Origin of the sequence: Rhodococcoides kyotonense, from assembly GCF_900188125.1 — a bacterium.
GTDB lineage: Bacteria > Actinomycetota > Actinomycetes > Mycobacteriales > Mycobacteriaceae > Rhodococcoides > Rhodococcoides kyotonense.
The window spans coordinates 1-13,541 of the sequence record NZ_FZOW01000009.1 but is presented as its reverse complement, the minus strand read 5'-3'; the positions used below and the strand labels follow the sequence as shown (position 1 = coordinate 13,541).

The 13,541-nt window shown below is 64.5% G+C and carries 14 protein-coding genes; 13 read left to right on the top strand and 1 reads right to left on the bottom strand.

Going from position 1 to position 13,541, the window contains the following annotated elements; genetic code table 11:
* Positions 1 to 4 precede the first annotated feature (4 nt).
* The 7 genes from CHB96_RS15835 to CHB96_RS15805 all read left to right on the top strand — a co-directional run bounded on the left by CHB96_RS15835 (position 5) and on the right by CHB96_RS15805 (position 6,187).
* Positions 5 to 1,300: a DUF6986 family protein gene (locus CHB96_RS15835; RefSeq protein WP_089247902.1), complete on the top strand. Its 1,296-nt coding sequence runs from the start codon at positions 5 to 7 to the stop codon at positions 1,298 to 1,300.
* A 118-nt stretch (positions 1,301 to 1,418) separates the two neighbouring features.
* Complete coding sequence (locus CHB96_RS15830; protein WP_089247900.1) at positions 1,419 to 2,051, top strand: urease subunit gamma; 633 nt, start codon at positions 1,419 to 1,421, stop codon at positions 2,049 to 2,051.
* Positions 2,051 to 3,772 (top strand): urease subunit alpha, encoded by a 1,722-nt coding sequence (locus CHB96_RS15825; RefSeq protein WP_089247898.1) that lies wholly within the window; start codon positions 2,051 to 2,053, stop codon positions 3,770 to 3,772. The genes CHB96_RS15830 and CHB96_RS15825 overlap by 1 nt, the downstream gene beginning before the upstream one ends.
* The gene (locus tag CHB96_RS15820; RefSeq protein WP_245865746.1) at positions 3,769 to 4,425 is read left to right on the top strand and encodes an urease accessory protein UreF; all 657 of its coding nucleotides are present in this window, start codon (positions 3,769 to 3,771) and stop codon (positions 4,423 to 4,425) included. The genes CHB96_RS15825 and CHB96_RS15820 overlap by 4 nt, the downstream gene beginning before the upstream one ends.
* 34 nt (positions 4,426 to 4,459) lie before the next feature.
* Positions 4,460 to 5,152, top strand: coding sequence for an urease accessory protein UreG (gene ureG, locus CHB96_RS15815; RefSeq protein WP_089247896.1), 693 nt, complete (start codon positions 4,460 to 4,462; stop codon positions 5,150 to 5,152).
* On the top strand, positions 5,142 to 5,807 hold the full coding sequence (locus tag CHB96_RS15810; RefSeq protein WP_089247894.1) for an urease accessory protein UreD: 666 nt from the start codon (positions 5,142 to 5,144) through the stop codon (positions 5,805 to 5,807). Before ureG ends, CHB96_RS15810 begins: the two co-directional genes overlap by 11 nt.
* Entirely contained in the window at positions 5,804 to 6,187 is a 384-nt protein-coding gene (locus CHB96_RS15805; RefSeq protein WP_089247892.1) for an ArsR/SmtB family transcription factor, read from the top strand. Before CHB96_RS15810 ends, CHB96_RS15805 begins: the two co-directional genes overlap by 4 nt.
* Positions 6,188 to 6,216: 29 nt before the next feature.
* On the opposite strand, the gene CHB96_RS15800 is transcribed toward CHB96_RS15805, so the two are convergent.
* The gene (locus CHB96_RS15800) at positions 6,217 to 7,605 is read right to left on the bottom strand and encodes an NAD(P)/FAD-dependent oxidoreductase (RefSeq protein ID WP_089247890.1); all 1,389 of its coding nucleotides are present in this window, start codon (positions 7,603 to 7,605) and stop codon (positions 6,217 to 6,219) included.
* A gap of 285 nt (positions 7,606 to 7,890) precedes the next feature.
* Between CHB96_RS15800 and CHB96_RS15795 the strand changes: the two genes are divergently transcribed.
* The 6 genes from CHB96_RS15795 to CHB96_RS15770 form a co-directional block, all read left to right on the top strand.
* A complete protein-coding gene (locus CHB96_RS15795; protein ID WP_089247888.1) occupies positions 7,891 to 9,789 on the top strand; it encodes a hypothetical protein in 1,899 nt (632 codons plus the stop codon).
* Entirely contained in the window at positions 9,786 to 10,004 is a 219-nt protein-coding gene (locus CHB96_RS15790) for a hypothetical protein (protein ID WP_371829021.1), read from the top strand. The genes CHB96_RS15795 and CHB96_RS15790 overlap by 4 nt, the downstream gene beginning before the upstream one ends.
* Positions 10,001 to 10,423 (top strand): hypothetical protein, encoded by a 423-nt coding sequence (locus tag CHB96_RS15785; protein WP_089247886.1) that lies wholly within the window; start codon positions 10,001 to 10,003, stop codon positions 10,421 to 10,423. Before CHB96_RS15790 ends, CHB96_RS15785 begins: the two co-directional genes overlap by 4 nt.
* The gene (locus CHB96_RS15780; RefSeq protein WP_089247884.1) at positions 10,420 to 11,748 is read left to right on the top strand and encodes a hypothetical protein; all 1,329 of its coding nucleotides are present in this window, start codon (positions 10,420 to 10,422) and stop codon (positions 11,746 to 11,748) included. Before CHB96_RS15785 ends, CHB96_RS15780 begins: the two co-directional genes overlap by 4 nt.
* A gap of 166 nt (positions 11,749 to 11,914) precedes the next feature.
* On the top strand, positions 11,915 to 12,949 hold the full coding sequence (locus CHB96_RS15775; RefSeq protein ID WP_371829020.1) for a substrate-binding domain-containing protein: 1,035 nt from the start codon (positions 11,915 to 11,917) through the stop codon (positions 12,947 to 12,949).
* Between the two features lie 65 nt (positions 12,950 to 13,014).
* A partial coding sequence (locus CHB96_RS15770) for an ABC transporter permease (RefSeq protein ID WP_141136496.1) occupies positions 13,015 to 13,541 on the top strand: 527 nt, incomplete at its 3' end.

Genomic DNA, 13,541 nt, shown 5'->3' with positions numbered 1-13,541 from the left:
ACGCGTGACGACAGACGGCTCACCATCGACCGGATCGGCAACCTCACTCGACGCGGCTGCGTTCGACCGGATCGAGGCGATTCTGCGACCGGTCGACGCGCAACTGGCGCGTGACTATCCCGGAGACAAAATCGGTGGCCAGCCGATCCACACGGTCTACGTGCCTGCGTCCGCGGCCGACGCGGCCCTGCCACGACAGTGGGGTGCGCAGGCAGTCGAACTGCTCGACAGACGCGTGGAGGTATTCGAATCTCTCGACACGGCAGGAGTTCTTCCCGCCGTTCGTTCCGTTCTCGCCAGCGCGCCGATACAGGATCTGCGCCTCGATTTCGAGGACGGTTACGGGTGGCGATCCGACGACGACGAGGATCGTCACGCCCGCCACGCCGGGCAGACTCTGGCAGCGCTTGCGGCCGACTCGTCGGGGCCGTCGTGGCTCGGGATCCGATCGAAGGGTCTGGCGCCCCACGAGCGCCGTCGCGGCATTCGGACGTTGGAACTCGTGCTGGACGCCGCCGGAGGAGTGCCTGCCGGATTCGTTTTCACCGTCCCCAAGTTGCGAGCCGCGGAGCAGGTCACTGCGGTCGTCGCGCTGTGCGAGGAAATCGAACGGGCACACGGACTGCCCGTAGGCGTCCTTCGATTCGAGCTGCAGATCGAAAGTCCCCAGGCCATCGTGGGTTCCGACGGTACCGCGACACTTGCGCGGGCTCTCCGACTCGCGCACGGTCGGTGCACGTCGATGCACTACGGCACGTACGACTACAGCGCCGCATGCGGAATCACTTCTGCACAGCAATCTCTTGCGCACCCGGTCGCCGATCATGCGAAGAACGTGATACTGGCCGCGGCCGCACAGACTGGAGTATGGGTGTCCGACGGTTCGACGCAGGTCGTTCCGACGGGCACGCCGAGTGACGTCGAGGCCGCGATCCAACGACACCACGGGCTCGTCACCAGGTCTCTCGAGCGCGGTTTCTACCAGGGATGGGACATGCACCCCGGGCACCTCGCAACACGGTGGGCCGCCACCTTCGCCTTCTTCCGACAAGCGATGCCGACGGCAGCATCTCGTGTCGCCGCCTATCTCGCGCGTCAGGACAGTGGGGTCATGGACGAGCCCGCGACGGCCCAGGCTCTGGCCGGGGTTCTCGTGCGAGGACTGGATTCCGGTGCCGTCACGGAGCTGGAATTGACGAACGTTTCCGCATCGATCACGAGGGCCGCGTTGGACGGGCTTCTGGCTCGGTCGATCGGCGGTGGTGCCGCGGCTTCATCCGTGCCTGTTTCCGGCATGTAAAACCTGCGTTGCCTCCTCGAAACACATTCGCGTTCACCGACGCCCGCGTGCGGCGACGGTCGGCTTCGGTACTAGCGTTGTGCCCCGACGGTGTTCGAGTGGGACGGATGGAGAATCGATGCGGCTGACTCCGCACGAGCAGGATCGCCTGCTTCTCAGTTACGCGGCCGAGGTGGCACGCAAACGCCAGGCTCGCGGACTCGAGCTGAACCAGCCGGAAGCGATCGCACTGATCACCGATCACCTTCTCGAGGGCGCACGTGACGGCCGTTCCGTGGCCGAGCTCATGGCGTCGGGACGCGAGGTGCTCACCGCGGACGACGTGATGAGCGGTGTGCCCGAGCTGCTCCCGGAGGTGCAGGTCGAGGCAACGTTCCCGGACGGCACCAAGCTCATCACGGTGCACGAGCCGATCTCCCCGAAGCGTGGGGACGGACATGTTGTCCCGGGCGAGGTCATCACCGAGGACGGAACGATAGAGATCAACGAAGGAGCGGACGTCGTGACGCTGCAGGTGGTCAACACCGGTGACCGTCCCGTTCAGGTTGGAAGTCACGTGCACTTTCCGCAGTCCAATGCCGCATTGGATTACGACCGAACCCTCGCATACGGCAGACGACTCGACATCCCGGCCGGTACCGCGGTTCGCTTCGAGCCGGGCATTGCCATGACGGTGCACCTGGTCCCTCTCGCCGGCGCCCGCGAAGTACACGGACTGAGCATGACACCTCCTGGAAAGCTCGATGCCTGATGGCGCACTTGAGTCGGGCGCGGTACGCGCAACTGTTCGGACCCACGACGGGTGATCGAATTCGATTGGCGGACACGGATCTTCTGATCGAGATCACCGAAGACCGCAGCGGCGGGCCGGGTCTCGCCGGAGAAGAAGCTGTGTTCGGAGGCGGCAAGGTCATCCGCGAGTCGATGGGGCAGTCCCGGGCCAGCAGAGCCGACGGCGCACCGGACACCGTGATCACCGGCGTCGTCGTCGTCGACCACTGGGGTGTCGTCAAGGCCGACGTCGGTATCCGCGACGGCCGGATCGTCGCCCTCGGCAAGGCAGGCAACCCCGACACGATGACCGGGGTCCATCCGGATCTGGTCATCGGTCCGTCGACGGAGATCATCGCCGGAAACGGCAAGATTCTGACCGCCGGTGGGATCGACTGCCACGTCCACTTCATCTGCCCACAGATCATGGACGAGGCCCTCGCGGGCGGCATCACCACCGTCATCGGCGGCGGAACCGGTCCGGCCGAGGGCAGCAAGGCGACCACTGTGACGCCGGGAGCGTGGCATCTGTCGCGCATGCTGGAGTCGCTCGACGACTGGCCGATGAACATCGTGCTTCTCGGTAAGGGCAACACGGTCAGCCGTGACGCGATGTGGGAGCAGTTACGTGCGGGCGCTTCGGGTTTCAAGCTGCACGAGGACTGGGGCTCGACGCCTGCAGCGATCGACGCGTGCCTGTCCGTCTGCGAAGACGCCGGTGTACAGGCCGCCTTGCACTCGGACACTTTGAACGAGGCGGGATTCGTCGAGACGACGTTGGCTGCGATCAAGGGACGCGGAATACACGCGTACCACACCGAGGGTGCGGGTGGCGGCCATGCGCCGGACATCATCACGGTGGCGGCCGAGGGATACGTCCTGCCGAGTTCGACCAATCCGACTCGTCCTCATACCGTCAACACCCTCGACGAGCATCTCGACATGCTGATGGTGTGCCACCATCTCAGCCCGTCCATACCCGAGGATCTCGCGTTCGCGGAGAGCCGCATTCGGCCGTCGACCATTGCCGCCGAGGATCTTCTGCACGACATGGGCGCGATCTCGATGATCGGCAGCGACGCGCAGGCGATGGGTCGCATCGGCGAAGTCGTTCTGCGCACATGGCAGACGGCGCACGTCATGAAGAAGCGTCGTGGTTATCTGCCCGGTGACGTTCGGGCCGACAACAACCGCGTCATGCGGTATGTCGCGAAGTACACCATCTGTCCCGCGATCGCACACGGACTGGACCACGAAGTCGGGTCGGTCGAACCGGGCAAGCTCGCCGACCTGGTGCTGTGGGACCCCGCGTTCTTCGGCGTCAGACCGCACGCCGTGATCAAGGGCGGCATGATCGCGTGGGCACAGATGGGCGACGCCAATGCCTCCATCCCGACGCCTCAGCCCGAGCTGCCGAGGCCGATGTTCGGCGCGTCGGCGAAGGCAGCGGCCGCGACGTCGGTCCATTTCGTCGCGCCGCAGGCCATCGAGGACGGCTTGGCGGACAGGTTGAACTGCGACCGAAAGCTCGTCGCGGTGGGCAACGTGCGTGCCGTCGGAAAGGCGGACATGCCGCACAACGACGCAAAGCCGCGTATCGAGGTGGACCCCGATACGTTCACGGTGCGCATCGACGGCGAGGTCTGGACCGAGCAGCCGGCGACCGAACTGCCCATGGCGCAAAGGTATTTCCTGTTTTGAGTGCAGTAGCAGCGCAGGTGTCGACACTTCTGACGCTGGCCGATTCGCGTCTGCCCACCGGTGGGCACGTTCACTCGGGTGGCATGGAGGAGGCCGTCGCACAGGGTCTGGTTCGTGACATTCCGACCGTCGAGGCGTTCCTGACACGGCGACTTCGTACCAGCGGCGCTGTGGCGGCATCGATCACCGCAGCCGTATGTTCCGGTTCGCTCGACCCGGAGGTGGCCGATGCGGAGACGGACGCGAGAATCCCGTCACCTGCGGCCCGCGCAGCATCTCGGGCGCAGGGGAGAGGCTTGCTCAGACTCGCGAAAACGACGTGGCCCGAACATGATTGGGCGACGGTGGGGCGTCGGCCACATCTGCCCGTGGTCGCGGGTGTCGTCGGCCGAGCCGCCGGTATGTCGTACCGAGACATGGCGGGGGTCCAGATCTACACGACCATGACCGGATCGGCGATTGCGGCACAGCGTCTGCTCGCGTTGGACCCGGCGGATGTCGCAGCGTGCACAGTCAGGCTGGCTCGTGCGTGCGACGTGGTCACGGATGCGGTATGCGATGCTCACCCCTCGCTCGTCGACCTGTCCGATCCTCTTCTCGATGTACTGTCCGAATCTCATGCCCGACGCGAACGACCGTTGTTCGTATCCTGAAGCCAGAAGAAGATCTACTCAGAAAGGCGGAACCATGCCTCCGCATCTCATCGACGGTGAACCGCACGATCACAGCCACGATCGGCCCCGTAGGACCCGCGTTCCCGGTGAAGCGCTCCGCGTCGGAATCGGCGGGCCTGTCGGGTCGGGCAAGACCGCGCTGGTCGCCGCACTGTGCCGCGAGCTTCGCGACGAACTCTCCTTGGCCGTGCTGACCAACGACATCTACACCACCGAGGATGCCGACTTCCTGCGTCGCCACGCCGTTCTCCCGGACGAGCGGATCACGGCCGTGCAGACCGGCGGGTGCCCGCACACCGCTATTCGAGACGACATCACCGCGAACCTCGACGCCATCGACGATCTCGTGGAAGGCAATCCGCCGCTCGACCTGATCCTCGTCGAATCCGGTGGAGACAACCTGACGGCGACGTTCTCGTCGGGTCTGATCGACGTACAGATCTTCGTCGTCGACGTCGCAGGTGGCGACAAGGTGCCGCGCAAGGGTGGGCCAGGCGTCACGTACTCGGATCTGTTGGTGATCAACAAGACCGATCTGGCTCCGTTCGTCGGCGCCGATCTGACGGTGATGGAGAACGACGCGGTCCGTGTCCGTGAGGGTCGTCCGACTGCGCTGATCTCGCTGACCGAGGATCCGTCCGCATCGCTGGTGCTCGAATGGGTCCGAACGCAGTTGCGGGAGTCGGCTACTGCCGATGCGCACTGAGCTCACCATCGAGGCGTCCGCGCACCGTAGTCCGCGGATCATCGCGGTGGGAGGTCTGAGCGCCAGGTTGACCGGACCCGACAGTGTGCACATGATCGGCACTGCGGCAACACCTCTCGGTGGTGACAATCTCTGCATCAGAATCGTGGTCGGGGCCGGTGCACGCCTGTCGGTGCGCAGCGTTGCCGCGTCGGTCGCACTTCCGGGTCGATCTGCGGTCGAATCGAGCGCCGAGTGGATGTTCGCCGTGGACGACGGTGGTGTTCTCGACTTCGATCCCAAGCCGATGATCGTCGCGGGCAACGCAATTCACCACACCCATACCGCCATCGATTTTTCGTCGTCGTCGACGATCGAGTATCGCGAGCGCGTTCAGATCGGTCGTGTCGGCGAAAGCTTGGGCAAGTGGTACGGAACGATGAGAAGCGACGTCGACGGCAGGGCTCATCTGCGGCATCGCGTCGAACTCGGTGTCGGCACCACCGGGTACGACGCGTTGGCCACGCCGCTGTCGTTGTCCAGCACGTTGGTCTATCCCGACGACCGGAAACCGGGCTCGATCGGAAGTTCGGCTGTTCGTATGCCGCTGGCCGCCGGGGGCTCGCTGACGACGTCCACCGGCATCACGCTCCAAGCATTACCGTTGGTGCCATGACCGACCCGTCCGCCGCGGACTCACCAGACACGATCACCGATGCGTTCGATCCGGAACACGTCGCGCAGGCGCGAGCAGCCCTGGACGCGGTCGACGACATCGGGGTGTGGGTGCAGCGGTTCGACCTACTGGGCGATCTGACGCGGCTGCGCATCCTGCTGTGCATGCACCGTGCACCCGGGATCTGCGTGTCGGACTTGTCTGCTGCCCTCGGAATGACGGCGACGTCTGTGTCCCACGCGCTACGCCTGCTTCGCAACGAAGGATGGGTTGCCGTACAGCGTGACGGGAAGAAGATGACCTACCGCCTCGACGACGACGTCATTCACACCATGCTGCACGAACTCGGCGCCACCCACGCCCATCACGGACATGAATGACGCCGAGTTCGAAAGCTGATTCGTCCGACTCAGCCGGCTGCCTTCTCCCGACGATTACCGTCACCGTCGACCGGCGTCGACGGATCGAGTGAGTTGAGTTGCTCGATGGCAAGTCGCGCGAACACCTGCTGCTCGGTCGATGCCATCTGCGCGCGACCACGCCCGAGGAACGTCACGAACCACGAGATGACGGTGGTGATTCGGCTGCGGTAGCCGACCAAGTAGTACAGGTGGAGGGCCAGCCACATCAACCAGGCTATGAAGCCACCGAATTCGAGCTTGCCGACCTTCGCGACGGCGTTGAATCGCGAGACCGTCGCCATCGAGCCCTTGTCGAAATACTTGAACGGTTCACGCTGCGCCGGATCGGCACCCTTGAGTGATGCCTTGATCTGCTTGGCTGCGTAGTTCGCGCCCTGGATCGCGCCCTGCGCCATACCGGGAACGTTCGGCACGGACATGAGGTCGCCGACCACGAAGACGTTCGGGTGCCCCTTGACGGTCAGGTCGGGTTCGACGATGACCCGGCCTGCACGGTCGGTTTCCGATTCGGACTGATCGGCGAGCTGCTTGCCGAGCGGGCTGCCCTGAACGCCCGCGGACCACACCTTGCACTGCGCCTCGATGCGACGCGTCGTGCCGTCCTTCTCCTTGACGGTCAGGCCGTCGTTGTCGACGTCGGTGACCATCGCGTTGAGCTGAATCTCGACGCCGAGCTTCTCGAGCTTGTCCGCGGCTTTCTTGCCGAGCTTTTCGCCCATGGGTGGCAGGACTGCGGGCGCCGCGTCGAGCAGGATCACCCGAGCATCGCGCGGGTCGATGTTGCGGAATGCGCCGTCGAGCGTGCGGTCGGCGAGCTCGGCGATCTGCCCGGCCAGCTCGACGCCGGTCGGGCCTGCACCGACGACGACGAACGTCATCAGGCGGTCGCGCTCTTCCTGGTCGTTCGACAGTTCGGCCTGCTCGAACGCGCCCAGGATGCGACCGCGCAGCTCGAGAGCGTCGTCGATCGTCTTCATGCCGGGTGCGAACTCGGCGAAGTGGTCGTTACCGAAGTACGACTGCTGGGCGCCTGCCGCGACGATGAGGCTGTCGAAGTGTGTCACCGTGACACGTTCGAGCAACTTCGACGTCACGGTCTTCGCCGTCAGATCGACGTCGAGGACCTCGCCCATGAGTACTTCGGCGTTCTTCTGGTTGCGCAGGATCACTCGTGTGGTCGGAGCGATCTCGCCGACCGAGAGGATGCCTGTCGCCACCTGGTAGAGGAGCGGCTGAAACAGGTGGTGGGTGGTCTTGGCGACCAGTGTGATGTCGACGTCGGCCTTCTTGAGGGCCTTGACGCCGAATAGACCTCCGAATCCGGAACCGATGACCACGACATGGTGACGCTTCGATTCGACCGGTTGGATGCTCATTACCTGCTCCCTAGAGATTGCGATGTCTGATGCAACGGTAGTCGCCATCGGATTCACCGTCTCGGCAAGGTTCCCATGGGACAGGCCGTTTCGGGGTTTCGGACGGGGCTCAGGGGCGCTGACCTGGGGGAGCGCGGTCGGCTGTTTCGGTGACGTCCGTCGCCGCCCTTCTGGATCGCTTCAGAGGCCTCGGGTTTCAGTGACATCCGACAAGCAATCGGCGAACGGCTCGAGCAAAACGACGAAAGCCTGGTTTTTCGGAATCGTCGGGTACATACTCTGACCATGTTCGAGATAAGTGTTACCGCGGGTAACCTCAAGACGGCGCCCGCCATCGTCGCTCAGGGGACCGGCGGTCAAGGCGGAGGTGCAGCACTCGACCAGGTCTTCGGCATGAGCGCCGCAGCCGGTGTGATCTCGCTGGGCCTGCTCTACCTCGCCTTCCTGCACCGTACGCGCAGGATCACGTGGCTGGGCCGACTTGCCGATTTCGCCGGATCGAAGACGAATCTGCCCGGGTGGGCCGCCCTTCCGCTGGTCATGTTCGTGTCGACGATCCTGACCGCGTTCCTCGGCTTCATCTGGGACGTCAGTCTTCACATCGGCAAGGGGCGTGACGAAGGGCCGCTTGCGAACCCGGCGCACTACTTCATCCTCGTCGGCCTGTTCTTTCTCTTCATCGCAGGCGCGCTCGCGATGATTCTGCCTCTCGACGAGAAGCCGGGCCGTGCAGCGATCAAACTGACGCGCACGTGGTACGTCCCGACAGGCGGTGTGCTCATCGCCGGGGCAGGACTGTATGCACTGATCGGGTTTCCGCTCGACGACATATGGCACCGAATCTTCGGCCAGGACGTCACGTTGTGGGGACCGACTCACCTCATGCTGATCGGCGGCGCAGGTCTGTCGCTCGTCGGAGTCATCCTGCTCGAGCACGAGGGCCGTATCGCCATGGGCTCCGACGCCGAAGGCCCCGATCCACGCTGGCACAAGAGCCCGGTCCTCACTTGGCTTCTCCGCGGATCCGCGTTCGGCGGCCTCCTGATCGGGCTCTCGGTGTTTCAGATCGAGTTCGACTTCGGCGTCGAACAGTTCCAGCTGATCTTCCAGCCGATGTTGATCGCGGGTGCGGGCGCCTTCGCGCTGGTCGCGGCGCGGCTCATGGTCGGTCCAGGCGCGGCCGTGTACGCGGTCGCGTTCGCTGCGATCGTCCGTGAGATCACCGCACTGCTGGTCGGCCCGGTGTTCGGGCAGCCGCACAACGTCTTCGCTCTCTACCTGGGCGCTGCTGTCGTCGTCGAACTGATCGCACTCACCCCACTGGTCAGGCGTCGGCTGCTGTTCGGTGCAGTGGCAGGCCTCGGCGTCGGGACCGTCGGCATCTGGGGCGAATCGTTGTGGGTCGACGCCGTCTATATCTTCCCGTGGACGTCGAGCATGTGGGCGGACTCCCTGCTCATGACGATCCCCGTCGGCATCACGACGGGTCTGTGCGCCGGCTTGTTCGCCCAAGCGCTGAGCGGCGACGGATTGCCTCGACCGGCGGTGCGTCGCAGCGTCGTGCTCGCGATGATTCTGGCTCTGGCCGGCACGACCGCGAACGGACTGACCTACGACGTCCCGACCGACGCGCGGGCGACGGTCCGGCTGACCGACGCACCACCGGTGGACGGCTACCGGATGGTGACGGCAGACGTCACCATCGATCCTCCCGACCTCGTGACCGACGATCCCGAATGGCTTGCGATCCTCGCGTGGCAGGGCGCGGGCGACACCCTGCGCGGCCTCGTCGTCGACAAGCTCGAGCAGACAGGCCCAGGGACCTACCGATCGACGAAACCGGTCCCGGTCGACGGCACGTGGAAGACCGTACTCCGGGTCCACGACGGCCGAATGCTCACTGCAGCACCGGTGTTCATGGCTGCAGATCCGGGCATCGGCGCAGAGGAGGTGTCCGCGGACGCCGAGTTCACGCGAGACATGGTCTCGGAGATCACGTTGCTGCAGCGCGAACGCAACTTCGACCATCCGACATGGCTGTTCGGCGCCGCGTCGCTCGTGGTCCTGGTCTGCACGCTGCTGCTCGTCTGGGCACTGTCGTGGGGGACGGTGCGCATCAGCTCGGTGACGCCGCGGAACTCACTCCGTAACGCTCGGACCGAGAAGACACCCAGTCGAACATGATGCCGTCGAGGACACCCCCACCCGAGAACGTCGTCTATCTTGCCGATCACTCGGTGGTGCTCGCATTGCCCGCTCTGATTCCTGCGTTCGTCATCGTCGCGGTGGTCCTGTACGTCGTGGCGAAGGACCGCCGTGCCGAACGCAACGAGAACGCCGACGGCACGTCCACGCCCGAGGGTCGCGACGACGATCGAGACAACGAGGAGAGTTCATGAGGTACGTCCGCTGCGCATCGATTCCGATCGCCGCGATTCTGGTACTGGCAGTGGGATGTTCGTCGAACGACGATGCTGTGGATGCCCCGACCACGTCCGCCTCCAGCTCGTCGCAGGCGCCCACGGGTGAGGGCGACGCCGGACAATCCGATTCGCTGACGATCGACGTGGTGATCTCCAACGGTTCCGTGACACCGACGAACGAGCGGTTCGAGGGGTACGTCGGGGAGACGATCACGGTGAACGTGGACAGCGACGCGGCGGACGAGTTGCATGTCCACTCGGTGCCCGATCACTCGTTCGACATCACGGCGGCGAACGGTCAATCGTTCGAGTTCACCGTCGACGTCCCCGGCCAGGTGGCCCTCGAACTGCACGACGCGGACAGAACGATCGCCACTCTCGCGATCAGACCGTGACACTCGCTCACGGTCTCGGAGGGTCCACGGATCTACCCTTGCCCGTCACCTTCGTACTGATCGGCGGCGCGTGGGCGCTCTCGATCTCGTTCGCGGTTCTGATCTTCGCTTGGCGCACACCACGGTTGGATCCCGCACATCGATGGGCGACAGTGCCTGCCTCCGTGACCCGCGTCGTCGACGCACGTGCGACGCGCGCGGTCGTTCGCATCCTCGCGATCGCATTCACGGCCTTCGTCGCGTGGATCGCGGTCAGGGGTCCCGACGACGCGACCAACGCACTGCCGGGAGTCTTCTACGTCCTGCTGTGGGTCGGCATTCCCGTCGCGTCGGCGTTCTTCGGCCCCGTGTGGCGAATCGTGTCACCGGTCAGGACGGTGCACCGACTCGTGTGTCGTGTTGTCGGCCGCGCGCCGGATCGAATGCTCGTGCACTACCCGAAGTGGTTGGGCGCGTGGCCGTCTGCGGTCGGGCTGTTCGCCTTCGTCTGGCTCGAGCTGGCGTCGTCGGACCCGGGGTCGCTCGACGCGATCCGGACATGGTTGCTCGTGTACGCGCTCGTCATGGTCGTCGGGGCAGTGACATTCGGGGCCGTCTGGTTCGAGAACGCCGACCCGTTCGAGAAGTACAGCGACACCATCTCTCGGCTGGCCGTGCTGGCACGGAGCCCGACCGACCGTGCGCTGACTCTGCGCAACCCGTTGGACGGTCTACCGTCACTGCCGATCCTTAACGGCGCCGTTGCGGTGGTTGCGGTACTTCTCGGCTCGACGGCGTTCGACAGTGCGTCACAGCTTCCCGCGTGGCGCAATCTCGTCGACGACATGGCGTCGACGAGCAGCGAAGCGATGGTTTGGCGTACCGGTGGATTGCTGGGCCTCGTACTGTTCGTCGGGGTGTCGTTCTGGCTGTGCAGCCGAGCGACAGGGGGAGTGAGCTCCGCGCAACGCGCGAAATTGCCGGGAGCTCTTGTTCATTCGCTGGTGCCGATCGTGTTCGGCTACGTCCTCGCCCACTACCTGACATATCTCGTCGAAAAGGGACAGGCGACGGTCCTGCTGCTCGCCGACCCGTTCCATTCGGGGTGGAACCTGCTCGGCCAACAGAGCTGGGACGTGTCGTACGCGCTGTCCGAACATCCCGGCATCGTCTCGACGATCAAGGTTCTGTGCGTCCTGGTCGGCCACATCGTCGGAGTCTCGGCAGCGCACGACGCCTCGCTCCGAATCCTCCCGAGAGACCACCGATTGACCGGACAACTCGCACTGATGGTTCTGATGGTCTTCTTCACGTTCGGAGGTCTGTTTCTGCTGTTCGGAGGCTGAATGATGGCTTCGAACGCGCGTCTCGTCGCCGCAAATCAAATGGACTGAGTTTTTAATGTCAGGACAAATGCTTGACATTGCCTGTGATGTGGATTACATATTGATCGCTACATCGATTGATTCACCACCGGGCTCCGTCGGGACCCGGCGTCGAGAAAGAGAATTGATGACACTTCAGACGAGTCGCGGCACAGGCCGCACAGGTTCGTTCCGCGTGCTGCGCTCCGGTGCGGTCCTCGGGCTGGCGCTGTGCGCCACCGTCGCTGCGGGTTGTTCGAGCAGCGGCGGCGCACCCGAGAGCTCCGGCGGCGGTTCGAACGCCGGAACAGTCGACACCCCTCGGGCCACGATCGCCATGATCACGCACGAGGTTCCTGGAGACACCTTCTGGGACTTGATTCGTAAGGGCGCGGAAGCCGCTGCCGCGAAGGACAACATCGAACTTCGCTACTCGGCCGACCCCGAGGCACCCAACCAGGCCAACCTGGTTCAGAGCGCCATCGACTCCGACGTCGACGGCATCGCCGTCACGCTCGCGAAGCCCGACGCTATGGCTCCCGCAGTCGAGGCAGCTACCGCCGCAGGCATTCCCGTCGTCGCCTTCAACTCGGGCTACGACTCCTGGAAGGCTCAGGGCGTTCAGCAGTACTTCGGCCAGGACGAGACCATCGCCGGCGAAGCTGCAGGCGCACGGCTCACGCAGGACGGCGCGAAGAAGACTCTCTGCATCATTCAGGAGCAGGGCCAGGTCGCTCTCGAATCCCGTTGCGCGGGTGTGACGAAGGGATTCACCGGTGGTAGCACCGAGATCCTGAACGTCAACAGCAAGGACATGCCGTCCGTCGAGGCGACGATCACCGCCAAGTTGCAGCAGGACCCGAGCATCGATCACATCGTCGCTCTCGGTGCGCCGATCGCTTTGACGGCAGTGCAGTCCAAGGCGAACGCCGGTAGCGACGCCACGATCGTCACGTTCGACACCAACTCCGCCCTCGTCGACGCCATCAAGAGCGGCGACGTCGAATGGGCTATCGACCAGCAGCCGTACCTGCAGGGCTACCTTGCGGTCGACTCGCTGTGGCTGTACCTGAACAACGGAAACACCATCGGTGGCGGCACCCCGGTTCTGACCGGACCTGCATTCATCGACTCGTCCAACATCGACGCAATCGCCGAGTACGCCAAGAACGGAACTCGCTAGGACTGATCGGTGGCCCGGCTCTCGCCGGCCGGGCCACCTTTCGTCCAGCACGGAAGGGAATTCTCATGAGTACACAGGCCGATTTGGATCTGTCGAAGCACACCGTCGTCACCGACGAGCGGGTGAAGAAGCAGAAGCCGTTGCAACGCTTGCTCGTTCGACCCGAGATCGGCGCCCTGTTCGGCGCGATCGTCATCTTCATCTTCTTCTGCATCGTCGCCCCACCCTTCCGCAGCCCCGAAGCACTCGCGACGGTCTTGTACGCGTCGTCGACGATCGGCATCATGGCCATCGGTGTGTCCCTGTTGATGATCGGCGGCGAATTCGACCTCTCCACCGGCGTCGCGGTCACCTTCTCCTCCATCATGGCCTCGATGATCGCCTACAACCTGCACCTGAACGTCTGGCTCGGCTCCGCCCTGGCGCTGGTACTGGCGTTGGCGGTCGGCTTCTTCAACGGCTACCTGGTGATGAAAACGAAAATCCCGTCCTTCCTCATCACCCTGTCGAGCTTCCTGATGCTCACCGGCATCAACCTCGCCGTCACCAAACTCGTCACCGGGCAGGTCGCGACCCCGTCGATCTCCGACAT

Bases quoted from the DNA above. Each gene is read 5' to 3' on its own strand.
- CHB96_RS15830 (WP_089247900.1), top strand. From the start codon at position 1,419: ATGCGGCTGACTCCGCACGAGCAGGATCGCCTGCTTCTCAGTTACGCG.
- CHB96_RS15825 (WP_089247898.1), top strand. From the start codon at position 2,051: ATGGCGCACTTGAGTCGGGCGCGGTACGCGCAACTGTTCGGACCCACG.
- ureG (WP_089247896.1), top strand. From the start codon at position 4,460: ATGCCTCCGCATCTCATCGACGGTGAACCGCACGATCACAGCCACGAT.
- CHB96_RS15810 (WP_089247894.1), top strand. From the start codon at position 5,142: ATGCGCACTGAGCTCACCATCGAGGCGTCCGCGCACCGTAGTCCGCGG.
- CHB96_RS15805 (WP_089247892.1), top strand. From the start codon at position 5,804: ATGACCGACCCGTCCGCCGCGGACTCACCAGACACGATCACCGATGCG.
- CHB96_RS15800 (WP_089247890.1), bottom strand. From the start codon at position 7,605: ATGAGCATCCAACCGGTCGAATCGAAGCGTCACCATGTCGTGGTCATC.
- CHB96_RS15795 (WP_089247888.1), top strand. From the start codon at position 7,891: ATGTTCGAGATAAGTGTTACCGCGGGTAACCTCAAGACGGCGCCCGCC.
- CHB96_RS15790 (WP_371829021.1), top strand. From the start codon at position 9,786: ATGATGCCGTCGAGGACACCCCCACCCGAGAACGTCGTCTATCTTGCC.
- CHB96_RS15785 (WP_089247886.1), top strand. From the start codon at position 10,001: ATGAGGTACGTCCGCTGCGCATCGATTCCGATCGCCGCGATTCTGGTA.
- CHB96_RS15775 (WP_371829020.1), top strand. From the start codon at position 11,915: ATGACACTTCAGACGAGTCGCGGCACAGGCCGCACAGGTTCGTTCCGC.